Source organism: Mycobacterium marinum (assembly GCF_003391395.1).
Taxonomy (GTDB): domain Bacteria; phylum Actinomycetota; class Actinomycetes; order Mycobacteriales; family Mycobacteriaceae; genus Mycobacterium; species Mycobacterium marinum.
Map to the genome: position 1 here is coordinate 5,752,956 of NZ_CP024190.1, position 25,746 is coordinate 5,778,701.

At 65.9% G+C, this 25,746-nt stretch carries 25 protein-coding genes; 10 read left to right on the plus strand and 15 right to left on the minus strand.

Features of this window, described 5'->3' with window-relative positions; translation table 11 throughout:
* The first annotated feature begins 248 nt into the window (after positions 1-248).
* The 3 genes from CCUG20998_RS24335 (at position 249) to CCUG20998_RS24345 (ending at position 2,788) form a co-directional block, all read left to right on the plus strand.
* Complete coding sequence (locus CCUG20998_RS24335) at positions 249-1,733, plus strand: dihydrolipoyl dehydrogenase family protein (protein WP_020730752.1); 1,485 nt, start codon at positions 249-251, stop codon at positions 1,731-1,733.
* Between the two features lie 25 nt (positions 1,734-1,758).
* On the plus strand, positions 1,759-2,223 hold the full coding sequence (locus CCUG20998_RS24340) for a cupin domain-containing protein (protein ID WP_012396425.1): 465 nt from the start codon (positions 1,759-1,761) through the stop codon (positions 2,221-2,223).
* Between the two features lie 100 nt (positions 2,224-2,323).
* The gene (locus CCUG20998_RS24345) at positions 2,324-2,788 is read left to right on the plus strand and encodes a hypothetical protein (protein WP_020730751.1); all 465 of its coding nucleotides are present in this window, start codon (positions 2,324-2,326) and stop codon (positions 2,786-2,788) included.
* An 11-nt stretch (positions 2,789-2,799) separates the two neighbouring features.
* Here CCUG20998_RS24345 and purQ read toward each other — a convergent pair whose 3' ends face one another.
* Together purQ and purS are read right to left on the minus strand one after the other, a co-directional pair.
* Positions 2,800-3,474, minus strand: coding sequence for a phosphoribosylformylglycinamidine synthase subunit PurQ (gene purQ / locus CCUG20998_RS24350; protein WP_036456712.1), 675 nt, complete (start codon positions 3,472-3,474; stop codon positions 2,800-2,802).
* The gene (gene purS / locus CCUG20998_RS24355) at positions 3,471-3,710 is read right to left on the minus strand and encodes a phosphoribosylformylglycinamidine synthase subunit PurS (RefSeq protein ID WP_015357291.1); all 240 of its coding nucleotides are present in this window, start codon (positions 3,708-3,710) and stop codon (positions 3,471-3,473) included. Before purS ends, purQ begins: the two co-directional genes overlap by 4 nt.
* A 328-nt stretch (positions 3,711-4,038) precedes the next feature.
* Between purS and CCUG20998_RS24360 the strand changes: the two genes are divergently transcribed.
* On the plus strand, positions 4,039-5,106 hold the full coding sequence (locus CCUG20998_RS24360) for a PPE family protein (protein WP_036456711.1): 1,068 nt from the start codon (positions 4,039-4,041) through the stop codon (positions 5,104-5,106).
* 26 nt (positions 5,107-5,132) lie between these two features.
* Here the strand turns inward: CCUG20998_RS24360 and CCUG20998_RS24365 are convergent, their stop codons facing one another.
* On the minus strand, positions 5,133-5,861 hold the full coding sequence (locus tag CCUG20998_RS24365) for a hypothetical protein (RefSeq protein ID WP_020730747.1): 729 nt from the start codon (positions 5,859-5,861) through the stop codon (positions 5,133-5,135).
* On the opposite strand from CCUG20998_RS24365, the gene CCUG20998_RS24370 reads away from it, so the two are divergent.
* Positions 5,838-6,476: an MBL fold metallo-hydrolase gene (locus CCUG20998_RS24370; RefSeq protein ID WP_036456709.1), complete on the plus strand. Its 639-nt coding sequence runs from the start codon at positions 5,838-5,840 to the stop codon at positions 6,474-6,476. The genes CCUG20998_RS24365 and CCUG20998_RS24370 overlap by 24 nt on opposite strands.
* Before the next feature lie 80 nt (positions 6,477-6,556).
* On the opposite strand, the gene CCUG20998_RS24375 is transcribed toward CCUG20998_RS24370, so the two are convergent.
* The gene (locus tag CCUG20998_RS24375; protein WP_038580879.1) at positions 6,557-7,471 is read right to left on the minus strand and encodes a LysR family transcriptional regulator; all 915 of its coding nucleotides are present in this window, start codon (positions 7,469-7,471) and stop codon (positions 6,557-6,559) included.
* 84 nt (positions 7,472-7,555) lie between these two features.
* On the opposite strand from CCUG20998_RS24375, the gene CCUG20998_RS24380 reads away from it, so the two are divergent.
* Complete coding sequence (locus CCUG20998_RS24380) at positions 7,556-8,602, plus strand: DMT family transporter (RefSeq protein WP_036456708.1); 1,047 nt, start codon at positions 7,556-7,558, stop codon at positions 8,600-8,602.
* Here CCUG20998_RS24380 and CCUG20998_RS24385 read toward each other — a convergent pair.
* Complete coding sequence (locus CCUG20998_RS24385) at positions 8,560-9,264, minus strand: DUF2334 domain-containing protein (RefSeq protein ID WP_020730742.1); 705 nt, start codon at positions 9,262-9,264, stop codon at positions 8,560-8,562. The genes CCUG20998_RS24380 and CCUG20998_RS24385 overlap by 43 nt on opposite strands.
* Positions 9,265-9,432: 168 nt before the next feature.
* Here CCUG20998_RS24385 and CCUG20998_RS24390 point away from each other — a divergent pair, with 168 nt between their 5' ends.
* On the plus strand, positions 9,433-11,052 hold the full coding sequence (locus tag CCUG20998_RS24390; protein WP_020730741.1) for a DHA2 family efflux MFS transporter permease subunit: 1,620 nt from the start codon (positions 9,433-9,435) through the stop codon (positions 11,050-11,052).
* On the opposite strand, the gene CCUG20998_RS24395 is transcribed toward CCUG20998_RS24390, so the two are convergent.
* A complete protein-coding gene (locus tag CCUG20998_RS24395) occupies positions 11,042-11,605 on the minus strand; it encodes a TetR/AcrR family transcriptional regulator (protein WP_020730740.1) in 564 nt (187 codons plus the stop codon). The genes CCUG20998_RS24390 and CCUG20998_RS24395 overlap by 11 nt on opposite strands.
* 94 nt (positions 11,606-11,699) lie before the next feature.
* Here CCUG20998_RS24395 and CCUG20998_RS24400 point away from each other — a divergent pair, with 94 nt between their 5' ends.
* Positions 11,700-12,149: a DoxX family protein gene (locus CCUG20998_RS24400; protein ID WP_036456707.1), complete on the plus strand. Its 450-nt coding sequence runs from the start codon at positions 11,700-11,702 to the stop codon at positions 12,147-12,149.
* Here CCUG20998_RS24400 and CCUG20998_RS24405 read toward each other — a convergent pair.
* Both CCUG20998_RS24405 and CCUG20998_RS24410 read right to left on the minus strand, forming a co-directional pair.
* Positions 12,108-14,225, minus strand: coding sequence for a S9 family peptidase (locus tag CCUG20998_RS24405; protein WP_020730738.1), 2,118 nt, complete (start codon positions 14,223-14,225; stop codon positions 12,108-12,110). The two genes, CCUG20998_RS24400 and CCUG20998_RS24405, sit on opposite strands and share 42 nt — an antisense overlap.
* A complete protein-coding gene (locus tag CCUG20998_RS24410) occupies positions 14,222-15,115 on the minus strand; it encodes a phosphoribosylaminoimidazolesuccinocarboxamide synthase (protein ID WP_020730737.1) in 894 nt (297 codons plus the stop codon). The genes CCUG20998_RS24405 and CCUG20998_RS24410 overlap by 4 nt, the downstream gene beginning before the upstream one ends.
* A gap of 64 nt (positions 15,116-15,179) precedes the next feature.
* Here CCUG20998_RS24410 and CCUG20998_RS24415 point away from each other — a divergent pair, with 64 nt between their 5' ends.
* On the plus strand, positions 15,180-15,800 hold the full coding sequence (locus CCUG20998_RS24415) for a hypothetical protein (RefSeq protein WP_012396440.1): 621 nt from the start codon (positions 15,180-15,182) through the stop codon (positions 15,798-15,800).
* On the opposite strand, the gene adhP is transcribed toward CCUG20998_RS24415, so the two are convergent.
* The 6 genes from adhP to purB form a co-directional block, all read right to left on the minus strand.
* A complete protein-coding gene (gene adhP, locus CCUG20998_RS24420) occupies positions 15,791-16,852 on the minus strand; it encodes an alcohol dehydrogenase AdhP (RefSeq protein WP_020730736.1) in 1,062 nt (353 codons plus the stop codon). The two genes, CCUG20998_RS24415 and adhP, sit on opposite strands and share 10 nt — an antisense overlap.
* A 50-nt stretch (positions 16,853-16,902) precedes the next feature.
* Positions 16,903-18,426, minus strand: coding sequence for an aldehyde dehydrogenase (gene adh / locus CCUG20998_RS24425; protein ID WP_012396442.1), 1,524 nt, complete (start codon positions 18,424-18,426; stop codon positions 16,903-16,905).
* Positions 18,427-18,557: 131 nt separating this feature from the next.
* Complete coding sequence (locus CCUG20998_RS24430) at positions 18,558-19,793, minus strand: GAF domain-containing protein (RefSeq protein ID WP_020730735.1); 1,236 nt, start codon at positions 19,791-19,793, stop codon at positions 18,558-18,560.
* A 257-nt stretch (positions 19,794-20,050) separates the two neighbouring features.
* A complete protein-coding gene (locus CCUG20998_RS24435) occupies positions 20,051-21,259 on the minus strand; it encodes a PPE family protein (RefSeq protein ID WP_020730734.1) in 1,209 nt (402 codons plus the stop codon).
* 286 nt (positions 21,260-21,545) lie between these two features.
* Entirely contained in the window at positions 21,546-22,802 is a 1,257-nt protein-coding gene (locus CCUG20998_RS24440; RefSeq protein WP_020730733.1) for a cytochrome P450, read from the minus strand.
* Positions 22,799-24,226 carry an adenylosuccinate lyase gene (purB, locus tag CCUG20998_RS24445; RefSeq protein ID WP_020730732.1) on the minus strand — a complete coding sequence of 476 codons (1,428 nt, stop codon included), beginning with the start codon at positions 24,224-24,226 and terminating at the stop codon, positions 22,799-22,801. The genes CCUG20998_RS24440 and purB overlap by 4 nt, the downstream gene beginning before the upstream one ends.
* 118 nt (positions 24,227-24,344) lie before the next feature.
* Here purB and CCUG20998_RS24450 point away from each other — a divergent pair, with 118 nt between their 5' ends.
* A complete protein-coding gene (locus tag CCUG20998_RS24450; RefSeq protein ID WP_020730731.1) occupies positions 24,345-25,106 on the plus strand; it encodes a DUF429 domain-containing protein in 762 nt (253 codons plus the stop codon).
* On the opposite strand, the gene CCUG20998_RS24455 is transcribed toward CCUG20998_RS24450, so the two are convergent.
* Positions 25,103-25,726 (minus strand): TetR/AcrR family transcriptional regulator, encoded by a 624-nt coding sequence (locus CCUG20998_RS24455; protein ID WP_012396448.1) that lies wholly within the window; start codon positions 25,724-25,726, stop codon positions 25,103-25,105. The two genes, CCUG20998_RS24450 and CCUG20998_RS24455, sit on opposite strands and share 4 nt — an antisense overlap.
* Positions 25,727-25,746 lie beyond the last annotated feature (20 nt).

Genomic DNA, 25,746 nt, shown 5'->3' on the forward strand with positions numbered 1-25,746 from the left:
CGAGACGCCGCCCGCGGCCCGGTCGTATGGACCCCGCGGGCTGGCACCCCGGCATGCCCTACGGCCGCCAGGCGTGGGATCAGTACCGGCTGGAGTCCCACCGCACCAGGGCATTGGTGGGAGCGGGCCAGTAACAACGCGGCTGAGTCGTCGAGAAGAACAGGACGAACTCAGCCCACACTCGCCGGTAGCGCACCAGAGTGCGGGGCGTAGCGTCGCAGAGAGAGTCGACGGAAGGATCTGCGACCGTGACCGAAGACGAACGCGCCCGGATACCGGCCGGCGAACCCGATCTTTCGTTCGACGTGATAGTGCTCGGGGCCGGACCGGTCGGGCAGAATGCCGCTGACCGCTGCCAGGCTGCGGGGCTGCACGTTGCGGTGATCGAGCGTGACCTCGTCGGCGGTGAATGCTCGTACTGGGCATGTGTACCGAGTAAGGCGCTGCTACGTCCGGTGATCGCCGTTGCCGATGCCCGCCGGGTGGACGGTGCGCGCGAGGCAATCAGCGACTCAATCAGCGCGGCAGCAGTTTTCGATCGCCGGGACCGGTACGTGAGTAACTGGGATGACGGCGGCCAGGCCGACTGGGTCAGTGGTATCGGCGCGACGCTGATCCGCGGCCATGGGCGGCTGGCGGGTCCGCGTCGAGTCAGTGTGTCCGATCACGACGGCCAGACGCTGATGATCGCGGCGCGGCATGCGGTTGTCGTCTGCACCGGAAGTCGCCCCACCTTGCCCGACCTGCCTGGGATCACCGAGGCCTGGCCGTGGACCAATCGCCAAGCCACCGAGGCCAGTTCGGTGCCCCGCCGGCTCGCGATCGTCGGCGCGGGCGGTGTGGGTGTCGAAATGGCGACCGCCTGGCAAGGATTGGGGTCGTCGGTGATCCTGCTGGCGCGATCCCGATTGCTGAGCCGGATGGAACCGTTTGTCGGCGACTTCGTCGGCCGCGGCCTCACCCGCGCGGGCGTCGATGTGCGCGTGGGGATCTCAGTGCGCGCACTGCACCGGCCGCATCCCGATGCACCGGTTACCCTCGAACTCGATGACGATACGCGGCTCGAGGTCGACGAGGTGTTGTTCGCTACCGGCCGCGCACCACGCACCGACGACATCGGCCTGCAGACGGTCGGGCTGGCGCCAGGCAACTGGCTCGATGTCGACGACACCTGCCGAGTGAACGCCGTCGATGGCGGTTGGCTTTATGCGGCCGGCGACGTCAATCACCGCGCACTGCTCACCCATCAGGGCAAGTACCAAGCCCGCATCGCCGGTAGCGCTATCGGTGCCCGCGCCGCCGGAGACTCGCTGGACACCGCACCGTGGGGTGCGCATGCGACCACCGCCGATCATCACGCGGTGCCACAGGCCTTCTTCACCGACCCCGAAGCCGCCGCGGTGGGACTGACGGCCGAGCAGGCGGCGCGGGCCGGTCATCGGATCAAGACGATCGACGTCGAAATCGGCGATGTCGTCACCGGGGCCAAGCTCTTCGCCGACGGCTACGCCGGCCGGGCCCGCATGGTCGTCGACGTCGACCGAGGTTGCCTCCTCGGTGTCACCATCGTCGGCCCGGGCGCCGCGGAGTTGCTGCACGCCGCCACCATCGCCATCGCCGGCCAAGTGCCCATCGACCGGCTGTGGCACGCCGTACCATGCTTTCCAACGATCAGCGAACTGTGGCTGCGACTTCTCGAGGCCTACCGCGATTCGTTTTTCGTCCTTGTCTAGCACTCACCCAACAATCGGAGCAGCCATGGCAACCTCGGACGGATTCCATCCCGACTTCCCAGCCGAAACAGCCGCCCCGGACCGCCGTCGCGCGCAGGTACACCACATCAAGGCCTCCGAAATCAGTTCCGATACCGCGCAATCGGAGGGATTGCGCCGGTTTGCCGCGCTTAGCGGAAGGTCGGTGGGCGCGGAGAAGATCTGGATGGGTGAGACGCATGTCCTGCCCCGGACGGTCTCGGCCAACCATCACCACGGAGACTCCGAAACCGCAATCTATGTGCGAAGCGGACGCCCGGAGTTTGTGTTTCACGACGGCGAGCAAGAGGTGCGTATCGCTACCGAACCCGGCGACTACATCTTCGTTCCGCCCTATCTGCCACACCGGGAAGAAAATCCCGACCCGACCATGCCCGCCGAAGTGGTCATCGCGCGCAGCACCCAGGAGGCGATCGTGGTCAACCTGCCGGGGCTGTATCCGCTCTCGTAACCGACAAGCAGCAGCCACTCAGGAAATTCTCAACTGATTCTTTGGATCCGCTTTCCTTGGCTCCAAGGATCTGCATAGCCGCAGCGCGGAGCATGGATTCATGACCGAGCCACTGTGCGCAACCCTGATCGAACGCTACTTGTGCACCCGTGGAAGGCGGTATTTCCGCGGCCAGCACGACGGCGAGTTCTTCTTCGTCACCGACGCCCATCCCCAGCGGCTGCACGTCCACCTGGAGATCTCACCGGCGCATCCGGAAGTGTTCGCGATTCGGGTCGCTCCCGCATGCTTTTTCCCCGCGGGCGACCGTGCGCTGCTGGCGCGGTTCGCCGACCGCTGGAGCACCCAGCGTCGCGGAGTCACCGCGATAGTGCACAACTCGTCTGACCCACAGCGCATCGGCGTCACCGCCTACAAGTCCCAATGGATCGCCGGTCCGGTGGACTTCAGCGAATTCGCCGTATTCGTGGACCGCGCCATCGGCGCATCGATCGAGCTGTTTGGCGAGTTGAACCGGGTCGCCGAGCTGCCGCAGACGCCGCCGCTGATGCGCGACGCCGGCTGATCCGGCCGACCTCAGGCGGCCAGCACCGCGTCCAGCGCCGAATAGAACAGTCCGAGCCCGTCATCGGAGGGGCCGGTCAGCGCCTCTATCGCGTGTTCGGGGTGGGGCATGAGCCCGACCACCCGGCCATTGGCGGAGCTGATCCCGGCGATGTCACGCAGCGAGCCGTTGACATTGTCGTGGTAGCGGAACACCACCCGGTCTTCGGCTTCCAGCTCGTCGAGCACCTGTTCTGAGGCCACATAGCGGCCCTCCCCGGACTTGAGCGGCACCAGCAAGTCCGCCGCCGGTTCGAAACGCGATGTCCAGGCGGTCGACGTCGACGCCACCCGTAACCATGCGTCGCGGCAGACGAAGTGCAGCCCCACATTGCGGGTCAGCGCGCCGGGCAGCAGGCCAGCCTCGCACAACACCTGGAAACCATTGCATATCCCCAGGACCGGCATGCCTCGCTGCGCGGCGCTCACCACTTCGCCCATCACCGGGGCAAACCTGGCGATCGCACCCGCCCGCAGGTAGTCGCCGTAGGAGAAGCCGCCGGGCACCACCACGGCCTCGACGCCTTTCAGATCCGCGTCGGCATGCCAGAGATTCACCGCCTCGGCGCCCACCAGCCGGATCGCGCGGGCGGCGTCCACGTCGTCCAGCGTTCCGGGAAATGTGATAACCCCGATCCGAGCTGTCACTGCGGGTCCCGGCTTATCGTCCAATCCTCGATCACCGTGTTCGCCAACAGCGACTCCGCGATTTCGGCCAGCGTGGCATCGTCCACGCTGTCGTCGATCTCTAGCTCAAATCTCTTGCCCTGGCGGACATCCGAGATTCCGGGATGCCCGAGACGCCCCAGGGCGCCGACGATTGCCTGGCCCTGCGGGTCCAGAATCTCCGCTTTGGGCATCACATTGACGACCACCCGGGCCACCGGCATTCCTCCTCAGCTCCGATTGCTCGGCGCCAACTCTACCGGCGATGGCCTCCGGGGCGCGTCACGGGCGCGAGTCCGCTGCTGCCGGCCCGTGAGAACAACCGACCGAAGACGCGCTGTTCGCCGATCCGGTGACGGCATACCCATCGAGATCGGTGTGCGATCGCACCGGAGCCACCCGACGGTTTCGCTGCGTTGTGTCGCTTCGCCGGCCCCGGTTCACCGACGCGACGCCCGCACCCCGATGCCGGCAACCAGCTAACCCCGTTTGTTCACCAAGCGTCCGTACTGTGGCGGCGACTTGTCGGATTTCGGGAGGACTTTTATGACGGCGTCTGTTTGGATGGCCTCGCCGCCGGAAGTGCATTCGGCTTTGCTGAGCGCGGGCCCGGGCCCGGGTCCACTGCACGAGGCCGCCGCGGCATGGACGGCGCTGGCCGCCGAACACGCCTCGGCCGCAGAGGAACTCACCACCATGCTGGGTGAGTCGGCCGTGGCGTGGGAGGGGCCGAGCGCGCAGAGTTATGTCGATGCCCATGTGCCGTATCTGACGTGGTTGACCAAGACCAGCGCCGACTACGCGGCGACGGCGGCCGAGCACGAGGCGGCGGCGGGGGCCTACGCCAGTGCGCTGGCAGCAATGCCGACACTGGCGGAGTTGACCACCAACCGCACCACCCACGCGGCGCTCGTCGCGACCAATTTTTTTGGACTCAACACCATCCCCATCACGCTCAACGAAGTCGACTACGCGCGGATGTGGATTCAAGCGGCCACCACCATGAGCGCCTATCAGGCGGTCTCAGGCACGACGCTGGCCTCGATGCCCCACACCACACCGGCCCCGCTCATACTCAAGGCCGAAATCAGCACGCCCGCCACCGCCCAGAAAATCGACATCATCGATTTAATCATGTGGCTAATCATGAATATTCTGTACTATTCGATCATCTTGGGCGTGTATTTATATGTAATCGTCTATTTGTCGATGATCATTCTGCTGGCGTTCTGGCACACATTTCTCATGGTGTATTTGTACGAAATTGCCTTGGCGGTGGGCGTCCTGGCGGCACCGGTCTTGGCCCTGGCCGGCCCAACGCTGCTGCTCATCGCAACGGCATGCGCGTTGTCCGGGACTTTGCGCGGGTTATCGGACGCGTTCAATATTGATATTGGCCCGAACCTCCCGTTCTTGCTGAGCTTGTACGCACCGCCCGCCGAGGCTGAATCTGAAATTGCGGGCGCTAAACCTGTTGCCGCGCCTTCCGCAATAGCGTCGGCGATAGCGCCCGAAGCGGAGCTGGTGTCGCCTGCGGCTTCTGTTTCCGCAAGGGCGGCCGCCTTGGCGGCGGCGCGTGCACAGCATGTGGAAGCACTTGGCATGACCGCCTAGATCCCCGGTGAAACGGCGCGGTCAGCTCAGCTGCACGAGGCGATATAGGCCTCACACAGCGGCGCAACCATGGCGTCCAGGACGGTGGAATCGTTGATCACCGGCCATTCCACCTGCGCCGGTCCGGAAGTCCACAGCGTGAGCTCGCTGATGGTGCTACTCGCCGGGTGCGCAATCAGGTAGGTATGCATGATGACCGGACCGCTGATCACCGCGGACATCCGGGTGGGTTCGTCGTCGGTCACCGACGGGGATTGCTTGGGCGCCCCCAGCTGACACGCGCGCAGCGCGGTGACCGCGGCGCCGAACACGGTCGCGGCGATGGCTCCACCGCGGGCCGTGTCGCCCCGCCAGTGCAGTATTTGGGCCTGCAATTGCCACTGACCGTCCGGGTGAGTCACCGACGCGCGGCCCGCAACGGCCGATTTGCGGATGTCGTCCGGAAAGGCCGGTGTGGCACAGATTTCCTCGAACCGGAACCGGGGTGTCGTCCTGGTCAGGGCCGTCGCCACCGCGCCCAGCGCGGGCCAGCGATAGACCGCGTTCATGGGCACGGCGCGTCGCTGGATCCACGCGGCACCGGGAATCTGGTCGCATACCGGTGGGCAGGTTTCGGGCTCCGCCGCTGCCGGCGTGGCCACCCCTACCGTGATCACCAAGCTGCCGGCGACCAGCATTGTCGCCAGCAACAGTCGCATCGGCAGGGCTGCCATCAGGGCACAATCGTAGACATGCAACTGACGCATTTTGGGCATTCCTGTCTTCTCGCGGATTTCGGTCAAACCCGAGTGCTGTTTGATCCCGGGACCTTTGCGCACGGGTTCGAGGGGATCACTGGCCTGGCGGCGATCCTGATCACCCACCAGCACCCCGATCACGTCGACGTGAGCCGGCTGCCCGCGCTGCTAGCGGCCAACCCCGATGCCGCCCTGTATGCCGACGCGCAGACCGCAGCCGTACTTGGCACCGAATGCCGGGAGGTCCACGTCGGCGACGAACTGGCGGTCGGCGAGCTGGCGATCCGGGCCGTCGGCGGACGTCACGCGGTGATTCATCCGGAAATCCCAGTCATAGAAAATATTTCGTACCTGGTCGGCGACGGCGACCATCGCGCCAGGCTGATGCATCCCGGCGACGCCCTGTTCGTCCCGGACGAACCGGTGGACGTCTTGGCCACGCCGGCGGCCGCCCCGTGGATGAAGATCTCCGAGGCCGTCGACTACCTGCGATCGGTCGCGCCGGCCCGCGCCGTACCCATCCATCAGGGGATCATCGCCACCGAGGCACGTGGCATTTACTACGGCCGGCTCGCCGAGATGACCGATACCGACTTTCAGGTGTTGCCCGAAGAAAGCGCGGTCACCTTCTAGCCTCGAGACACCTTGCAGCCATATCATTTTCGACTTCACCCAAGGGTCTTTCGGGTCAAGATGTGCGACCCAAGCCCAGATCAGGCCAGTGCCCCCACCGCCGGTCCGTGCGTCCGCACCGCCTGTTGATGGATGAGTTCGAGCACCCGGCCGGCGACCACATTGTTACGTGCGCGTTGGTGCCGGCGAACCACAATGGTGCGCCGTGGCGTCGGTTCGGAGATGGCGACGGTGCGTACTCCGGCAGGTAGGTCGATGAGGGCAAGCCTGGGTACCACGGTGAGACCGACACCGGCGGCAACGAATCGCACCGCGGTCACGTAGTCGTGTGTTTCGACACGAAAGCACGGCGTGAATCCCGCGGCAGTGCAGGCACGCAGGAGATTCTCCCGACAGTTGCCGCGCGCAACGTCGTTGTCGATCCACGGTTCGCCTGCGAGCTCACGCAGGGTCACCGAATCCCGTTCAGCGAGAGAGTCTCCGGCGCCGACCACGACCACGTAATCCTCGGTGACCAGGGCAGCGGTGTCGTAGTTCGATAGCTCGGTGCCGGGCATGCCGGCGACATTGATCTCGACGTCGGGCGCCGCGTCGTCGGCGTCGGCGAGTTCGACCAACCGTAGATCCAGCCGGACAGCGGGATATTCCGAGCTGATGGTCGCGATGACCGCCGGCATCCAGGCCGCTCCCGCCGACGCGAAGTAGCTCACCCGCAGGGTGCCGGCGCGGCCATGCCGAAGATCAGCGACCAGACCGTCGAGACGCGACAGCCCGTCGAAGACCGCCGCCGACTCCGCCGCGAGGGTTGCGCCCGCATCCGTGGGGGCGATTCCACGCCCGACCTTCTCCACCAGGGTGAGTCCGATCTCACGTTGCAGCACAGCGATGTGCTGACTCACCGCGGACGGTGTGCACCCCAGCGCGGCGGCAGCACCACCGATGGATCCCTCCGCGACGACGGCACGCAGGATGCGCAGGCGATGAGGATCGATCACGCGCAACGACTATACGGTACTGCTAATCATTAGTTTAGAAATATTCAATTGTGCTGAAGTGTTTTTCCGGGGACGATACCCGCCATGACCTCCTCGACGACCTCCTCGCAACGCACCGTGAACATGCCCGCGTTGGCCATGGGGGTCACGGTCACGTTGTGGGCGTTCGCGTTTGTCGGAGTTCGGTCGGCCGGGCGCGTGTTTTCCCCCGGCGTCCTGGCGCTGAGCCGGCTCTTCATCGCGGTGATGGTGATGGCGGTGATCGCTACCATCGCGGCGACGTACACCGCCTGCGCCGGTCGCGCCACGACCAGGCGTCTGCGTCCGCCGTCGGCCGCCGCGCTCACCCTTGTGATCGCCTACGGCGTGGCATGGTTCGGCGCCTATTCGATTGTGATCAGCTGGGCCGAGCAACACATCGATGCCGGAACAACGGCACTGCTGGTCAACTTGGCCCCGATTCTGGTGGCCGTCTTCGCGGGTTTCTTTCTCGGCGAGGGCTACTCGGCGCGGCTGTTGACTGGCATTGCCATCGCCTTCGCTGGCGTTGTGCTCATCAGCGCTGGCGGGGGCGGGTCGCAGACCGACTGGCTGGGCGTCGGTCTCGGGTTGCTCGCCGCGGTGCTGTACGCCGCTGGGGTGCTGTTGCAGAAGGTGGCACTGCGGACCGTCGACGCGCTGAGTGCCACCCTCTGGGGAACGCTGGTGGGCTTCATCGTGACGCTGCCATTTCTGCCGGCAGCGGCCCGGGAACTGAGCCTGGCCTCCGCCGCCGATCTCTGGTGGCTTGTGTTCCTCGGGGCGGGCCCCAGCGCCATCGCGTTCACCACATGGGCGTATGCCTTGGCGCGCACCAACGCGGGAGTGACGGCCGCGACCACGCTCATGGTTCCCGCGTTGGTGATCGCGTTGTCGGGACTGTTGCTCGCCGAGGTTCCCAACCCGCTAGGGCTCGCTGGCGGGGGAGCATGTTTGATCGGGGTCGCGTTGGCTCGCGGACTGCTGCGGCTGCCAGCGCGTAGTCGGCGGCGCACCGGCAGAGGTGATCAATTGCAGGGCGTTGAGAGCTTGCCGGTGGGCCTGAGCGACTATGCGGCGTCGAGCACCGCACCATCTGGGCGCCAGTTGTAAACCGTCGGTGCGCAGCGGTACATCAGCGCCAGATCGATGGCATCCAACATGGCTTGGCGCGGTCCCGGCTTGCGCAGCTGACGGGCTGACACCGCGATGCGAACGACACCGCCCCGCCGGGCGACTCGGTCGGCTGACAACACCACCATCCGGCACCACCACGGTTCGGAGAGGAAGCCCTCCCCGATGCCCAGTACGCGGGTCCGCACAGTCGTCTTGCGGACCAGGTCCGAAATCCCGTGATAATCGGCGAGCAAGCGGAATCCGTTGCCCGGCAATGCCTTGACCACACCCGGCGAGACAACCCAGCCCGGCGCCGCGAACAAGCGGGTACGTAGCCCGAGATGTTCGAGCACCCGGTCGGCGGCCATCACCCGCAGGTTGGCCTCATGGGCATGAAGTGTCGCGAACTCGCCCCGGCGCTTCTTGGTCGCCGCTTCGTCATACCCGTGCAGCACCAGGGCATCGCCACCATTGCGCCGTCCGGCCAGCCAGTCGACGGTGTGCGGATCGCGATCGAGCCGGTAGCCCCCCTTGAGCCGCGGCGCGACCAACAGCGACAACGGCACCGAGCGTTCGTCCATCTGCGCGCAGAACGACTCGACGTCGGCCAGGGTGCGCTCGCCTATCCCCGAAACCGAGACGATCAGTTTTCCAGCCACGCTTGCAGTTTGCCGAATGCAGGTTTCGAGACGGTGAAGGACATGCAGACTTAAAACGTCCAACCAGCATGCCTGACGTGCGGATATTCCGATTACGGCCGGGTTAACCGGCAAGCCGGCGGGCCACCGGCGCGTCACCGCCGATGACATGGCGAGATATGCCTAGATATGCTCAGTAACGCCATGGACGAGGCGCATTGCACACCGGCGGAGGCAGCACCGCCCGATACCCGCACGGGGACAAGCAGCCCCGGCGAACACGTCTACCCCGACCGGCTCGACGCGGCACTGCTGCGCATTGCCGGCGTTTGCGTACTCGCCTCGTTGATGTCGGTACTGGACGCCACCGTCGTCGGCGTCGCACAGCGCACGTTCATCATCGAATTCGACTCCACCCAGGCTGTCGTGGCATGGACCATGACCGGCTACACACTGGCACTGGCGACCGTGATCCCGGTGGCCGGGTGGGCTGCCGACAGGTTCGGCACCAAGCGACTGTGGATGGGCTCGGTCCTGGCCTTCGCCCTGGGGTCGCTGCTATGCGCGCTGGCACCGAACATCCTGTCGCTCATATTTTTTCGGGTGCTTCAGGGTGTCGGCGGTGGCATGTTGATGCCGCTGGGGTTCATCATCCTGACTCGGGCCGCGGGCCCAAAACGGCTGGGTCGCTTGATGGCAGCGATCGGCATACCGATGTTGCTAGGCCCGATCGGTGGCCCCATCCTGGGCGGCTGGTTGATCAGTTCCTTCGGCTGGCACTGGATATTCTTGGTGAACCTGCCCATCGGGCTGGCAGCGTTCGCCCTGGCGGCAATCACCTTTCCGGCGGATCGTCCGGCACCCTCGGAAAGTTTCGATGTCATCGGTGTGCTGCTGCTCTCGCCAGGCCTGGCGGCATTTCTGTTGGGCCTGTCATTGATTCCCGACCGGGGCACCGTGGCCGATCGCTACGTGTTGATACCGGTCATTGCCGGCTTGTCACTGATCGGCGGGTTCGGTTGGCATGCGTGGCACCGTGCCGATCACCCGCTCATCGACCTGCATCTGTTCAACAACAGCGTGGTCACCCAGGCCAATCTGACGCTGCTGGCCTTCGCTGCGGCGTATTTCGGCTCTTCGCTGTTGATCCCCACCTACCTGCAACAAGTGCTGCACCAGACGCCGATGCAATCGGGGCTCTATCTGATCCCCCAGGGCCTGGGCGCCATGCTGACCATGCCCATCGCCAGTGCCTTCATGGACCGGCGCGGGCCGGGAAAGAGCGTGCTGCTCGGCATCGTCCTGATCGCCGTGGGCCTGGCCATGTTCACCTTCGGAGTCGCCACCCGGGTGCAGTACCTACCCACGCTGCTGGTCGGGCTCGCGATCATGGGCATGGGCACGGGATGCACGATGATGCCGCTCGCCGGAGCAGCGGTGCTGACCCTGAAGCCGCGAGAGATCGCGCGTGGTTCGACCCTGATCAGCGTAACCCAGCAAGTGGGCGGATCGATCGGCACCGCACTGATGGCGACGATACTGACCAACCAGTTCAATCGCAGCGATAACATCTGGGTCGCAAACAAGGTGGCCACTTTGGAACAGAACGCGGCCGCACGGGGAGTCACGGTTGACCCCTCCGGGTTACCGCCCCAGGCCCTCACCCCCGACTTCGCCGACAACGTGATGCATGATCTCTCCCACGCCTACACGGTGGTTTTCGGGGTTGCCGTGGTGCTGGTGGTGTCGACCCTCATCCCGGCGGCATTCCTGCCCAAAACGCCGGCAGCCGCTCCGGCTAGCTTTTGAACAGCATCATTGCGATACGCAATACGGTGTCCGTCGGGTCTAGCGCTCGCACTTGCGCATCGAGTGCGTCGTTGAGCCACAAGGTCGAGAAGCCGTGCACCAAGGACCAGGCGGCCAACTGCGCGCCCTCCGGATCGGACCGCGCGCCCGGGTCACGCAAGGTCGCTACCCCGGCGGCCAATTCGGCAGCGGCAGCGGCCTGCGCCGCGGCCAGGTCGGCGTCATCGGCGTCATGCAACGACCGGTTGAACATGACCTGGTAGTGGCCGGGATGCTCGATCGCGAAGCGTACGTAGGCCAGGGCAGCATCGGCGAAGCGACCACGGGCCGCCACGAGGGCGGCCGCCAGCAGTTGAAATCCCTGCGTTGCCAGCGCGGTGAACAGGCCTCGCCGATCGGTGAAGTGGTGCGCGGGGGCCGCATGTGACACGCCAGCGTCGCGCGCCAGCTCCCGCATCGACACCCGGTCCGCGCCCCGCTGCGCCACCAATCGCGCCGCCTCGTCCAGGATTACGGCCCGCAGGTCACCGTGGTGATACGCCGGACGATTCATCCCACCAGCATACAAGCCAATCTTGACAGTGGATAGTTTTGCGAGTTAGCCTGACGGTCAATCTTGTCATCGACTAGATTGTTGGGAGGCTCAGATGGCACCGATGATCACCCTGGTGCTGGGCAGCATCGTGGCCCGCATCATCGGCCAGCTCGGCGTCGCTTACCTGGACAGCTGGTCCGCCGCGATCGCGGTCGGACTGGCGGCAATGTTCACCCTGACCGGCATCGCGCATTTTGCGCCGCCGCTACGCGGCGACCTCGTCGCGATCGTGCCGCCCCGGCTGCCGGCGCCCGGGCTATTGGTCTCCATCACCGGAGCGCTGGAACTGCTGGGCGCCGCCGGCCTGCTGCTGCCGGCCACCCGGGTGGCAGCGGCGCTGTGCTTGCTGATCCTGATGCTGGCGATGTTCCCCGCCAACATCTATGCCGCTCGGATGCCCAGCCCACCCAAGTCGATGACGACGCGGTTATCTGTGCGCAGCGCCGAGGAGCTCGTATTCCTAGCCGCCGCCGTTATCGTCGCAACCGGCGGCTGCCAGTAACCACGCGTATTGGAAGGCGGTTTCCTTCCAGCGTTCGTATCGCCCGCTGATACCGCCGTGCCCGGCGTTCATCTGCGTCTTCAGCAGCACCTGATTGCCGTCACCGTTGGCATGACGAAGCGCGGCAACCCATTTGGCCGGCTCCACGAAGTACACCCGGGTATCGTTGAGCGAAGTCATCGCCAAGATGGCCGGATACCGCCGGGCCGCGACATTCTCATACGGCGAGTATGACTTCATGTAGGCATAGACTTCGCTGTCGCTCAACGGGTTTCCCCACTCGTCCCATTCGGTGACGGTAAGCGGTAGCGACGGATCCAGAATCGTGGTCAGCGGATCCACGAAGGGCACCTGGGCAAGAATTCCGGCGAAGAGTTCCGGAGCCATGTTGGCCACCGCACCCATCAGCAGCCCTCCCGCGCTGCCCCCCAATGCCACCAGACGTTCCGGCTGGGTCAGGCCCGATTCCACCAGATGCTCCGCCACCGCGATGAAGTCGGTAAAGGTGTTCTTCTTCTGCAACAACTTTCCGTGTTCGTACCACAACCGACCCATCTCGCCACCGCCACGAACGTGGGCGATGACGAACACCATTCCCCGATCCAGCAGTGACAATCGCGCGATGGAAAAGCGTGGGTCTTCACATATCTCGTAGGCGCCGTAGCCGTAGATCATTGCCGGCGCCGGAAGCTGGATGCCGCCGCGATACACGATCGAGATCGGGATACGGGTGCCGTCTTCGGCATGAGCCCAGTCACGGCGCTCGACATAGTCTTCGCGACGATAGCCACCCAGCACCGGCTGCTCTCGCAGCAAGGCGCGCTCACCAGTGCGAAGGTCGATGTCGTAGATGCGCACCGGGGTGATGAAAGATCCTGCGCCTACCCGCAATTTGGGGGAAGCCCAGTTGGGATTGGCGCCCAGGCCGGCCGACATCAGCTCGGAGTCGAACATGACGTCTTCGACCTCGCCGTAATCACCGTCGGCGGTCAGCGGCCACAGCTGGATGCGGGGCAACGCCTCGATCCGGTAGCTGACCACCAGGTGGGCGGCAAAGGCGTCCACGCCGTCCAGGCGCACGTCCTCGCGATGCGGGATGAGGGTGCGTTGCCGGGTCGGGTCGTCGACGGGTGCCTCCACCAGGGTGAAGTTCACCGCGCCGTCGTTGTGCAGGATGAGGAACCGGTCCTGCCCACCGATCACGGCGTGTTCCACCGAATACTCGACGCCCTCGCGGCGCGGCAGCACGATGGTGAATTGGGCGCTGGGGTCGGCCGAATCCGCGTAGCGCATCTCGGAGGTCACCGAGGAGCCCGCCGCGATGAAAATGTACTTGTTGCTGCGGGTACGTCCGACGCCCAGCCAGAATCGTTCGTCGGGCTCGTGGTAGACCCGTTCCGACGATCCGGGTGAGCCGAGCCGGTAGCGCCACACCGTGTCCGGGCGCCAGGCGGCGTCAACGGTGATGTAGTAGACGGTGCGGTGGTCGGCGGCCCATGTCGCGCCCGCGCCGATGTCTGCGATTTCATCCGGGTAGCGCTGGCCGGTACGTAAGTCCTTGAACCGCAAGGTGTAACGCTCGTCGCCGACCACATCTACCGAATAGGCCAGCACGTTGTCGTCCAGGCTGACACTGGCCGCGCCCAAGGCGAAGAAATCGTGGCCTTCGGCTTCCTCGTTCTCGTCGAGCAGAACCTGTTCGCCCGGTATCTCGGTGTGCTCGTCGAATTGCGGCGGATTCCAGTCGTCCGGGTCTGCGGCCGGGCAACGACAGTGCACGCCGTACTGTCTTCCCTCGAACGTGCGGGCGTAGTACCACCAGTTGCCGCGCCGCGTCGGAACCGAGAGATCCGTTTCCTTGGTGCGGGCTTTGATCTCATCGAAGATCTTCTGCCGCAACGGCTCGAGATGCGCAGTGGTCTGATCGGTATAGGTGTTTTCGGCCTCGAGATGTGCGATGACTTCGACGCTGTCCTTGTCGCGCAGCCACTCGTAGGGGTCCACAAAGACGTCGCCGTGGTGCTCCCGGCGAGTCTCGACGCGCTTGGCGACGGGGGGAAGGGTGTGATCGGTCATGCGCCCGGCCCGATCCATTCGCCGAAACTGAGACCCGAAATTCGTTCGTAGGCTTCGATGTAGCGCTCCCGTGTGGCTTCGATGATGTGATCCGGCAACGGGGGTGGCGGCTGATCACCGCCGCGGTCCCAACCGGATTCCGCACTGGTGAGCCAGTTGCGGACGAATTGCTTGTCGAAGCTGTTCTGGACCACCCCGGCCCGGTACTCATCGGCGGGCCAGTACCGCGACGAATCGGGGGTGAAGATCTCATCGGCCAGCAGCAGGTTACCGTCGCGGTCGGCGCCGAATTCGAACTTGGTGTCGGCGATGATGATTCCTCTGGTCAGGGCGTGGTCGGCGGCCTTGACGTAGATCTGCAGGGTGCGGTCGCGCAGCTGGTTGGCGCGTACCCCACCAACCGTCTCGATCACTTGGGCGAAGGAAATGTTTTCATCGTGGTCACCCAGCTCGGCCTTGGTGGCCGGGGTGAACAGTGGCTCGGCGAACTTGCTGGCCTCGACCAGGCCAGGCGGCAGGGCGATACCGCAGACCTTCCCACTCGCCTGGTAGTCCAGCAGCCCTGACCCGGTCAGATAGCCGCGGGCCACGCATTCCACCGGAAGCATCTCCAGCTGGCGCACCACCAGCGCGCGACCAAGCACCTCGTCGGGGATCCGCGGGTCGTCCGGGGGGCCGGCCAGGTGGTTGGGGGCGTCGACCAGGCCGAAGAAAAACACGCTCATCGCGGTCAGGATGCGGCCCTTGTCCGGGATCATGCTGTCGAGCACGTAGTCGTAGGCCGAGATCCGGTCGGAAGCGACCAGCAGCAGATGCTCGTCGTCCACGCGGTAAAGCTCGCGAACCTTGCCGCTGGCCAGGTGCTGGTAGTCGGACAATTGGGGGCGCATCGGGCCAGCCTATCGGGCAACCAGACCGCCCCATTCTGCCGGGAGCTGTGCTGGTATCAGTGGTATGAAATCGCGGTTCTTGCCCTACTCCACCAGGCCGCTCCGGTTGGCGATCCAATTGTTCAGCGATATCACCGTGGCCGTCTGGACCACGTTGTGGGTATTCGTCGGCATCGCCGTGCACCGCGCCATCTCGGCGATCGCCGAAGCGGGGCACCAGATCGAGACCGGCTCGCAAGGGGTCGCGGGCAACTTGGCCTCGGCGGGGCACGGCGCCCAGCACATCCCGTTGGTGGGCGATGCGGTCAGCAAGCCGATTGCCGCCGCGGCCGACGCCGCACTCGGCATCGCCGAGGCCGGACACAATCTGGATTCCACGGCGAGCTGGCTGGCGATCGTGCTCGCACTCGCGGTGGCCGCCACGCCGATCCTGGCCGTGGCCATGCCGTGGTTGTTCCTACGGTTGCGGTTCTTCCGGCGCAAGTGGACCGTGACGGCCCTGGCCGCCACGGCGGCGGGTCAGCAGCTGCTGGCCCTTCGGGCGTTGACCAACCGTCCAGCGGCCAAACTGGCCGCCGTCAGCGCGGATCCGGTTGGTGGCTGGCGCCGCGAGGATCCGGCCATCATCCGCGGCCTGGCCGCACTTGAATTGCGGGCGGCCGGGGTCAGGCTTCGCTACCGGTAGTCGATGACGACGCGGCCGTCGATCTGGCCGCGCTCCATGCGCTCGAAGACGTGGTTGATGTCTTCGAGCGCGGCGCCTTCCACCGTGGGGTGAATCAAACCGCGGGCGTAGAAGTCCAGCGCCTCGGCCATGTCCTGGCGGGTGCCGACAATCGAACCGCGAATCGTCAGGCCCTTGAGCACGATGTCGAAGATCGGCGCCGGGAAGTCCCCCGGGGGTAGCCCGTTGAACACGATCGTTCCGCCGCGCCGCGCCAGCCCGATGGCCTGCCCAAACGCCTGCGGATGCACGGCGGTGACCAGGACGCCGTGCACCCCGCCGGTGGCTTCTTGCACCTGCGCGACGACATCGCTGGTACGGGCATTGACCACCAGTTCGGCGCCCAGCCGGGCGGCCAGCGCGAGCTTGTCGTCATCGATGTCGATGGCCACCACCCGCAACCCCATCGCGCGGGCGTACTGCACGGCAACATGGCCGAGCCCGCCGATTCCTGAAATGGCGACCCACTGGCCCGGCCGGGTGTCGGTCACCTTGAGCCCCTTGTAGACGGTGACACCGGCGCACAGGATCGGCGCGACCTCGAGCGGGTCGGCACCGTCGGGGATGCGTGCCGCGTAGTCGGCGTTGACCAGCATGTGGGTGCCGAAGCTGCCGTTGACGGTGTAGCCGCCGTTGCGCTGGTTTTCGCACAGCGTTTCCCATCCGGTACGGCACTGTTCGCAGCTGCCGCACGCCGACCACAGCCAGGCATTGCCCACCTTGTCGCCGACCTTCAGGTCGGTGACGCCGTCCCCGAGCGCGACCACGGTGCCGCAGCCTTCATGCCCGGGAACGAACGGCGGGGCCGGCTTGACCGGCCAATCTCCACGTGCCGCATGCAGATCGGTGTGGCACACACCCGAGGTCTCGAGTTTGACAAGTGCCTCACCGTAGCCCGGGGTGGGCAACGCGACCTCCTTGATCTGCAACGGCTCGCCGAATCCGGTGACGACCGCCGCGCGCAGGGTTTCGGTCGCCTGCGTTGCACCTGGGTTAGCCAGTGTCTGGGTCATGACGGTTCCAATCGTTGACGGTCTTGTTGGTGGGTCTTTTTCGAACGCGATCAGAAGAAGCCCTGGGCCTTGCTGCCGTAGGACACCAGCAGGTTCTTGGTCTGCTGGTAGTGGTCGAGCATCATCTTGTGGTTCTCGCGTCCGATGCCGGACTGCTTGTAGCCGCCGAACGCCGCGTGGGCGGGATAGGCGTGGTAGCAGTTCGTCCAGACGCGGCCGGCCTTGATGTCACGCCCGGCCCGATAGGCGGTGTTGCCGTCACGGCTCCACACACCCGCGCCCAGCCCGTAGAGGGTGTCGTTGGCGATGCGGATCGCGTCGTCGTAATCGGTGAACGAGGTGACCGAGACCACCGGGCCGAAGATCTCCTCCTGGAAGATGCGCATGTTGTTGGTGCCCTCGAAGATGGTGGGCTGCACGTAGTAGCCGCCGTTGAGGTCGCCGCCCAGTTCGCAGCGCTCACCCCCGGTGACTACCCGCGCACCCTCCTCTTTGCCGATCTCGATGTAGGACAAGATCTTTTGCAGCTGGTCGTTGGAGGCCTGCGCGCCGATCATGGTCTCGGTGTCGAGTGGATCCCCCTGGCGCACGGCCTTGGTGCGGATCGCCGCCAGTTCCAGGAACCGGTCGTAGATGTCGGCCTGAATCAGGCCGCGGGACGGGCAGGTGCACACCTCGCCCTGGTTGAGGGCGAACATGGTGAAGCCCTCCAGCGCCTTGTCCTGGTAGTCGTCGTGGGCGGCCAGCACGTCGGAGAAGAAGATGTTGGGGCTCTTGCCGCCCAGCTCCAGCGTCACCGGGATCAGGTTCTGGCTGGCATATTGCATGATCAGCCGTCCGGTGGTGGTCTCGCCGGTGAAGGCGATCTTGGCGATTCGGTTGCTCGATGCCAGCGGCTTGCCGGCCTCGACCCCAAATCCGTTGACCACGTTGACCACACCGGCGGGTAGCAGGTCACCGATCAGACTCATCAGATACAGGATCGAGGCCGGGGTCTGCTCGGCGGGCTTGAGCACAACGGCGTTGCCGGCGGCCAGGGCGGGGGCCAGTTTCCAGGTGGCCATCAACAGCGGGAAGTTCCACGGGATGATCTGGCCCACCACGCCCAGCGGTTCATGGAAGTGATAGGCCACGGTGTCGGAGTCGATTTGGCTCAGCGAGCCTTCCTGGGCGCGGATGGCCCCGGCGAAGTACCGGAAGTGGTCGATCGCCAGCGGAATGTCGGCGTTGAGCGTCTCGCGGATCGGCTTGCCGTTGTCCCAGGACTCGGCCAGCGCGAGCGCTTCGAGGTTCGCCTCCATCCGATCGGCGATCTTGTGCAGAATCGCTGCCCGCTCAGCGGGTGCGGCCTTGCCCCAGGCGGGCGCCGCGGCGTGGGCCGCGTCGAGTGCTTTTTCGACATCGACATCGGTGGAGCGGGGCACCTCGCAGAATGGAGCGCCGGTTACCGGGGTTAGGTCCTCGAAGTACTCGCCTGCGGCCGGCGCGACCCACTCGCCGCCGATGAAGTTGCCGTAGCGGGACTCGAAAGTCATCAATGAACTGTGTGCGCCCGGACGTGCGAACACGGTCATGGTTTCACCTGCCTTAACCTGGCTTGATGGGGCTGTATGGAGTTTGTGCCACCCCGAAAATGTGTCGGTCGTCACAAATCTAGGAACGCGAGGGTTGCAGCACCGTTGCACGCCCCCGCAACGGCGAAACCTCAGGCCAGATCGAAGTCCAGGCCAGCCAGGTGGCCCTGGGCCTGCGCCCGCCGTGGCGAGCCGGCCGGCGAGCGGTCGTAGAGCATTCGCCAGCCTTGCCGGTCATCGCGCGCCTCCGGCAGTCTGAGCCAATTCGCCAGGAGATCGGCATCGTTGGATGCGACAACGGCGGCCCGCAAGGTGTTGCTGAGCTCGGTGCGCACCCGCGCGATGCCCGGGGACACCGATTGCGGCAGCAACGCACCGGCGTAGTGGCGCAGCGCCTGGGCCAGGTCGCCGCGACGCACGGCGTCGAAGACATCGCCGACATCGGTGGCGATGGGTTCGGTGAGCCGGTAGGGACGCGAGGCGATCAGGTGCTCCCCCACCACGCGACGCAGCCGTGACATCTCCGCGCGAATAGTCACGACATCGAGTTCGCGGTCATCGAGCAGCACGGCGAGGTGATCGGCGCTGAGCCCCTCGGGGTGCCGGTCGAGCAGGACCAGGATGTCGGCGTGACGACCGGTCAACATCGTCGGGCCCATCCCCGCGACCCGCCAGGTGGGTCGCTGCGCACCCAGCACCGACAGTTGCGCCTGTCGCGCCAGCTGCGGCTGCACAGCGCCGCTGCGCAGCAGGGCCAGCTGGCTTTCCACGGCGACGCCGGTGGCCCGCAACAACGCCAACGTCTGGGGTGAGGCGACGCTTTCGCCGCCGGTGAGGTCGATGGCCCCGATCAGCGCACCGGTCGACGGGTCGTGTACCGGCACCGCGGTGCAGTTCCACGGTTGCACCAAGCGGGAGAAGTGTTCTGATCCGCGAATCTGAAGCTCTCGATCCAGCGCCAGCGCGGTTCCGGGTGCGTTGGTGCCGGCGCCGCGCTCACTCCAGTCGGCCCCGGGCACGAAGTCCATCGACTCGGCTTTTCGACAGGCGCGGCGGTCACCGTCCACCCACAGCAGGGTGCCGTCGGCGGACGTCACCGCGACAATCACGCCCGAGTCGGCAGCATCATCGATCAGCAGGCGACGAATGAGGGGAAGCACGGGCGCCAGTGGGTGCGCACTGCGCAGCCGCTCCACGGTGTCGGAGAGCTGCGCGATCTGCCCACCACCGCGGTCCGGGTCCACGCCGGTGGCCAGGCTGCGCCGCCAGCTGTCGGCGACGATACGCCGCACCGGAGTGGAATCCAGATATGTCGAATCGACCCGACCGGCAACGAACCGGTCCCGCAGGGCACGCAGCGCCGGCATCGAAAGCCGTGCTGCGGCTATCTCATTCGCAGTCCTCATCGTTGCCACCAGCAATACCTTCGCGGTGCGCTCACCTGCGACTCAGTGAGCGCGCATGACTCACGATAACTGAATCCGCGCCCACCAGGCAGGGGCCTTTGGCCCCGCCACCGAAGGCGCCGACCAGCAACGCCGACCGCCCGGCCGCGCCGCGTCGTCCCTACCGGGATGCGACCCTGGCTAACCCAAGTCGCGAGCGCCCTCGCACCCGCCGCGCCTCAGCCCGCGACGGTAGCCAATGCCGGCCCCCAAGTGGCCGGCAGCATCGGCATTGCCGGGCCATCGCCAACCTCGGCGCCAGCCAACGTGGTAAGTCCGCTCGGCTGCGCCACGATCCCCTTGCTGGCGGTGCTGACAAATCCCCACGGGGCGGCACCCTGATCACTTGCCGCCACCGCCGGCACATCCACCGAAGCCACCGTCGATGCCGAATCGGACAGCGGTTGGGGCGCTATCGCGTGATGCGCGCTGACCAGCACCTCCCTGGATCTCTCCGCAACCCGTTCGCCCTCGGCGAGGTCGGCATTCGCCATCTGCACGTCATAGAGGTGGCGCCCCACACCGAGCGGCACGCTCACCGGCACCGCAATCTCGGCGCCAGAAGTGAGCACCGGAGCTGCCGCGAGAAATCCGACAAAGTACCCGATGATGATTTGGGCATACGACAACGAAATTACGGGAATCCACGAAAAGAATTGACCGAGAAGAGTGCTGAAGAAAAATACGACCGCTTGCACTGGAAATGCAACTATGGCCACCAGCGCCGCAAGGACGGTGGCAATGCTGGGAGTCTCTATCGCAGCAAGGATCAATGCGATCAGCGCTGCAAGCGGTGGTGTCGCGGCAGCTGCCGAGGCCGCGGGGCCGACGACCGCGGCTGCTTCACCGCCGGGTACAAGTATCCACGGGGCTGGGGCAATGTTTGGCGCCGCTAGCAACTCCCCCTGCGTAATCATTTGGTAGGTGCCCATCACGGCGGCCGCTTGGACCCACATCCGCACATAGTCCATCTCGTTCACGGCAATCGGGATCGTATTGACCCCGAAGAAATTCGTCGCCGACAGCACCGCGTGAACGGTGTGGTTTGCCGCCAGTTCGACCAAACTCGGCATCGCCGCCACCGCAGCGCCGTACGCAGCCACCACCACGTCGACCAGGGCGGCCTGGCGCGCGTAATCCGCGCTGACCTGGGTCAACCACGCAAGATAGCGCTCATTGGCAGCAGCATAACTCTGCTCGGCCGGGCCCCACCACACCTGGGGCACCGCACCCACCATGCCAGCGAGCTCCGCTGCGGCAGAGGCGTACTCGCCGCTCAACGACTTCCATGCGGCAGCAGACGCCAGCATCGGACCGGCGCCCGGGCCACTGCTGAGCAAGCCCGAGTGCACCTCCGGCGGCGAGGCCATCCACATAATCGCCGTCATCGAGTCCTCTCCCCTCAGCGGCCCATCCCAAGAGCCGCGTCGCACACTACCTACCGCGAACTATAGGTACCCAAAGCAACCTTAGGTACCCGAAGCGACTTGTCTCACTTGGGGTTTGACCTGTGACGGTGGACACCCGGCAGATGAGAATAGTAGCCGATATCGGACACTATAGCGGATGGGTAGGCCATCGCGCTAAAATGCACCACCACACATCGATGGCCGCCCAGGTAGCTCCGGGACGAGCGCGACCCATGGCGTCAGCCGGGCCGGCTACCCGATAGCGCTAACGACCAAACAGTTCTACGACCAGGTGTCGGATCCCGGTGTGCCGGTTACTGCGGGTCCATTCGACCGGCTGGCCAACCAGCACGGCACCAAACCGGCCGAGCAGCTCCTCGAACAACACGCGCAGCTCCAGCCGGGCCAGATTGGCCCCCAGACAATAGTGAACGCCTTGTCCGAATCCCAAGTGCGGGTTCGGCTTTCGCGTGATGTCGAACTCGTCGGCGTGGTCGAATATCCGGGCATCGCGGTTGGCGGAGCCTTCCCAGATCTGCACCTTCTGCCCGGCCTCGATCGAGCACCCGGCCAAGGTGACGTCACGGGTGGCGGTACGCCGTTTGGACGGAGACGGCGACGTCCAGCGCACCATCTCCTCGACCGCCGTCGGTAACAAGTCGAGATCGCCACGCAGCGCGCGCAGTTGTTCTGGATGCTCGGCCAGCGCCAGCAGCCCACCCGCCACCGCGTTGCGTGTCGTCTCCGCCCCAGCGCTGAACAGCAGGCTGAAGAACAGGTACAGCTCGAGGTCGGACAGGGCCGGCTCATCTCCCCCGTCCACCATTGCGTTGGCCACCACGGACAGCATGTCGTCGGTGGGCGCGGCACGCTTGGATGCGATCAGCTCCTGGCCGTAGGAGTACATCCGCGACGCGGCCTCCTCGGCCGTCTGCGCGACCGACAGCTGCGAAACCGCCGCCTTGCGCGAACCACCGAAATCGAACTGGGGCTCAATGGCCTCGAATAGCCAATGACGTTCGGATTCAGGCACTCCCAGCAGGATGCAGATCATCTGCATCGGCAGTTCCGCGGCCACGTCCACCAGGAAGTCGAAAGGTTCACCCGGCACCACCGCGTCCAGGAGCAGCCGGGTCCGGGCACGCAGGTCGTCCTCCACCCGGCGAATCATCCGCGGTGTCAACCCGGAGCTGACCAGCCGCCGAATCTGCGCATGCCGCGGGTCATCCATCATGTTGAGCACCTGTCCCGCGATGGCCAGGTCCTGCAACAAGGTGCCGCCAAAGGGGCGCTGCCCGCCGGTGACCGAGGAGTACGTCACCGGGTCACGAAGCACCTCGAGAGTTTCCGGGTACGTGGCCACCGACCAGAAGCCTTCTCCGTCGGGGGTGTTGTCGGTCGGCTCGTGCCAGTACACCGGGGCTTCGCGGCGATGGATCGCGAACAGCTCGTGCGGGAAACCGGCGGCGAAGTTGTCCAGATCGGTGAAGTCGATCTTGGAGAGCACGCCGCCGGATGTCACAGAATTGCCCCCGGAGCGTACTTGGCCGCCTCCGGGTAGCGACCCACCAGAGCGTCTACTTGGGCGGCTACCTGGTCAACCTGGTCGGCCGCGGCACCGGTGAATGCCGCCTTGTCGGCCAGCGCCGCGTCCAGTGCCGCGCGATCCAGCGGCAGCCGCGGATCGGCGGCCAACCGATCCAGCAAGTCGGGTTCGGCCCCATGTTCACGCATGGCCAGGGCCGTGGCCACCGCGTGTTCACGGATCACGTGATGGGCCGACTCCCGCCCCATACCGGCGCGCACCGCCGCCATCAGCACCTTGGTGGTGGCCAGGAACGGCAAGTAGCGATCCAGCTCACGCGCGATCACCGCCGGATAGGCTCCGAACTCGTCCAGCACCGTCAGGAATGTCTCGGTCTGACCGTCAATGGCAAAGAAGCTGTCCGGCAACACGACTCGACGCACCACCGAGCAGAACACGTCGCCCTCGTTCCACTGCGCACCGGCGAGCTCGGCGGCCATGGAGGCGTATCCGCGCAGCACCACCTGAAGCCCATTGACGCGTTCGCAACTGCGGGTGTTCATCTTGTGCGGCATCGCCGACGAACCGACCTGCCCCGGCGCGAAGCCTTCGGTGACCAGCTCGTGGCCGGCCATCAGCCTGATGGTGTGTGCCAACGAGGAAGGGCCCGCGCCCAGCTGCACCAGCGCGGAGACCACGTCGTGGTCCAGCGAACGCGGGTAGACCTGCCCCACACTGGTCAACACCGTCGAGAAACCCAGGAAGTCGGCCACCCGCTGTTCGAGGTCGGTCAACTTGGCCGAGTCGCCGTCCAGCAGATCGAGCATGTCCTGGGCGGTGCCCATCGGGCCCTTGATCCCGCGCAGCGGGTAGCGGTCGATCAACTCCCGCAACCGGACCAGGGCAATCAGTGTCTCTTGGGCCGCCGAGGCGAATCTCTTGCCCAGCGTGGTGGCCTGCGCTGCGACGTTGTGGCTGCGCCCGGCCATCACCAGATCGCGGTAGGCCACCGCCCGCTCGGCGAGCCGTGCCGCCACCGCCACCCCGTGAGCGAAGGTCAGGTCCAGCGACTGCCGGATCTGCAGCTGCTCCACGTTCTCGGTCAAGTCCCGGCTGGTCATCCCCTTGTGCACGTGCTCGTGGCCGGCGAGGGCGTTGAATTCCTCGATGCGGGCCTTCACGTCGTGGCGCAGCACCCGCTCGCGGGACGCGATCGAGTCCAGGTCCACGTCATCGATCACCCGCTCGTAGTCGGCGATCGCGTCGGCAGGAACAGCGGTGCCCTTTGCGCCTAACTCCCGCTGCGCCCGCAGCACCGCCAGCCAGAGCCGCCGCTCGGCCACCACCTTGGCCTGCGGCGACCAGATCGCAACCATCTCGGCGCTGGCGTAGCGGGCGGCCAGGACGTTGGGAACGCTCACTTGGTCCTCACGAAGACACAGCTTACGGTCGAGCCTTCCGGGCAGGTCCAGATCCCGGATGTGGGCGACCGGTCGGCAACGTTGGGGCACCCGGATGAGGCCGCCATACCCTGGCCAGGTGTACTTCGCCGGTGTGGATCTGGCCTGGGCCGGTCGCAATCCGACCGGCGTCGCGGTGCTCGACTCGGACGGTCGCCTGGTCTGCGCCGGCGCGGTCCGCGAGGACGCCGCCGTGCTCGCGGCGCTACAGCCCCATCTGCGGGGCGCTTGCCGGGTCGCCTTCGACGCGCCGCTGGTGGTGGCCAACGCTACCGGCCAGCGGCCGGCCGAGACCGCGCTCAACCGCGACTTTCGCAAGTTCGAGGCGGGCGCGCATCCAGCCAACACGGGAAAACCCGAGTTTGCCCACGGTCCGCGCGCCGCACGCCTGGCCGACTCCCTGGGCCTTGACATCGACCCCTTCTCCCCGGCTTCCCGGCGCGCCATCGAGGTCTATCCACACGCGGCCACGGTGGCCCTGTTTCGGCTGCCGCGCACCTTGAAATACAAGGCCAAACCGGGCCGCAGCGTCGATCGGCTCAGATCGGAGCTGCTGCGACTGATGGACGAGGTCGAAGCGCTGCGCACCGCGCCGGTGCCGCTGCAGGTGACCGGGAACCAGGACTGGCTCTCGTTGCGCCGGCAGGTGGTGACCGCGCAGCGCAAGTGCGAGCTGCGCCGCGCCGAAGACCCGGTCGATGCCGTCGTGTGCGCCTATGTGGCGTTGTACGCCGAACGACGCCCCGCCGACATCACCGTCTACGGAGACCTCACCAGCGGTTACATCCTGACGCCGACCCTGCCGGCCGGCCTGACCCCGGCGCCTACAGCCAGGCGCTAGACCTGAACCGGCCGCTGATCGACCGGCGCCAGCACGTCGATCAGATCGACCACCGTCGCCAGCGCCGCGGCACGCGGATCCCGCCCCTCTACCAGGGCGGACACCACCGAGCCGTCGACCGCGCAGATCAATGTGCACACCAGTTCGATGCGCACGGAACGCCCGGATCGTTCGATGGCCTCGGCGACCGCCTCAGCACGCTGACGCAAGCTGCGACGCATGCTTTCGCGCAACGCCGGCAGGCGGGTACAAGCGATATTGCGCTCATATCGCGATATCAGCTGCTCAGCGAGCCCAGGACTGGAGACATCCCCCACCAGGAGGTCAACAAGCACGTCAGCGGTGGTTTCAGGGCCCCGACGCCGCCGCGACAGCGCGTTGACCCTGGCCCGTAATTGCGCCACCTCGATCATCCCGACGTGTTCGACCGCCCGGGCGATCAAATCGTCCAGGGAAGAGAAGTAGTAAGTGGTCGACGCCAGCGGCAGTCCAGCCCGCCGCGCGACCGCCCGGTGGCGCACCGCTTCGAACCCACCCTCGCCAAGCAGCTCGGCGGCGGCACTTACCAACGCATACCGCCGACGTTCTCCTTTTGGAGTAACAGCTGCCGTCACGCCCACACATGCTGCCAGCAAAAGTG

Coding starts and splice junctions, on each gene's coding strand:
- CCUG20998_RS24360 (WP_036456711.1), top strand. CDS start 4,039: ATGACGGCGTCTGTTTGGATGGCCTCGCCGCCGGAAGTGCATTCGGCT.
- CCUG20998_RS24430 (WP_020730735.1), bottom strand. CDS start 19,793: ATGCCGGCGCTGCGTGCCCTGCGGGACCGGTTCGTTGCCGGTCGGGTC.
- adhP (WP_020730736.1), bottom strand. CDS start 16,852: ATGACCCAGACACTGGCTAACCCAGGTGCAACGCAGGCGACCGAAACC.
- CCUG20998_RS24365 (WP_020730747.1), bottom strand. CDS start 5,861: ATGCCCAAAATGCGTCAGTTGCATGTCTACGATTGTGCCCTGATGGCA.
- CCUG20998_RS24415 (WP_012396440.1), top strand. CDS start 15,180: ATGAAATCGCGGTTCTTGCCCTACTCCACCAGGCCGCTCCGGTTGGCG.
- CCUG20998_RS24405 (WP_020730738.1), bottom strand. CDS start 14,225: ATGACCGATCACACCCTTCCCCCCGTCGCCAAGCGCGTCGAGACTCGC.
- CCUG20998_RS24435 (WP_020730734.1), bottom strand. CDS start 21,259: ATGACGGCGATTATGTGGATGGCCTCGCCGCCGGAGGTGCACTCGGGC.
- adh (WP_012396442.1), bottom strand. CDS start 18,426: ATGACCGTGTTCGCACGTCCGGGCGCACACAGTTCATTGATGACTTTC.
- CCUG20998_RS24410 (WP_020730737.1), bottom strand. CDS start 15,115: ATGCGCCCCCAATTGTCCGACTACCAGCACCTGGCCAGCGGCAAGGTT.
- CCUG20998_RS24390 (WP_020730741.1), top strand. CDS start 9,433: ATGCTCAGTAACGCCATGGACGAGGCGCATTGCACACCGGCGGAGGCA.
- CCUG20998_RS24380 (WP_036456708.1), top strand. CDS start 7,556: ATGACCTCCTCGACGACCTCCTCGCAACGCACCGTGAACATGCCCGCG.
- CCUG20998_RS24400 (WP_036456707.1), top strand. CDS start 11,700: ATGGCACCGATGATCACCCTGGTGCTGGGCAGCATCGTGGCCCGCATC.
- CCUG20998_RS24345 (WP_020730751.1), top strand. CDS start 2,324: ATGACCGAGCCACTGTGCGCAACCCTGATCGAACGCTACTTGTGCACC.
- CCUG20998_RS24395 (WP_020730740.1), bottom strand. CDS start 11,605: ATGAATCGTCCGGCGTATCACCACGGTGACCTGCGGGCCGTAATCCTG.
- CCUG20998_RS24370 (WP_036456709.1), top strand. CDS start 5,838: ATGCAACTGACGCATTTTGGGCATTCCTGTCTTCTCGCGGATTTCGGT.
- CCUG20998_RS24340 (WP_012396425.1), top strand. CDS start 1,759: ATGGCAACCTCGGACGGATTCCATCCCGACTTCCCAGCCGAAACAGCC.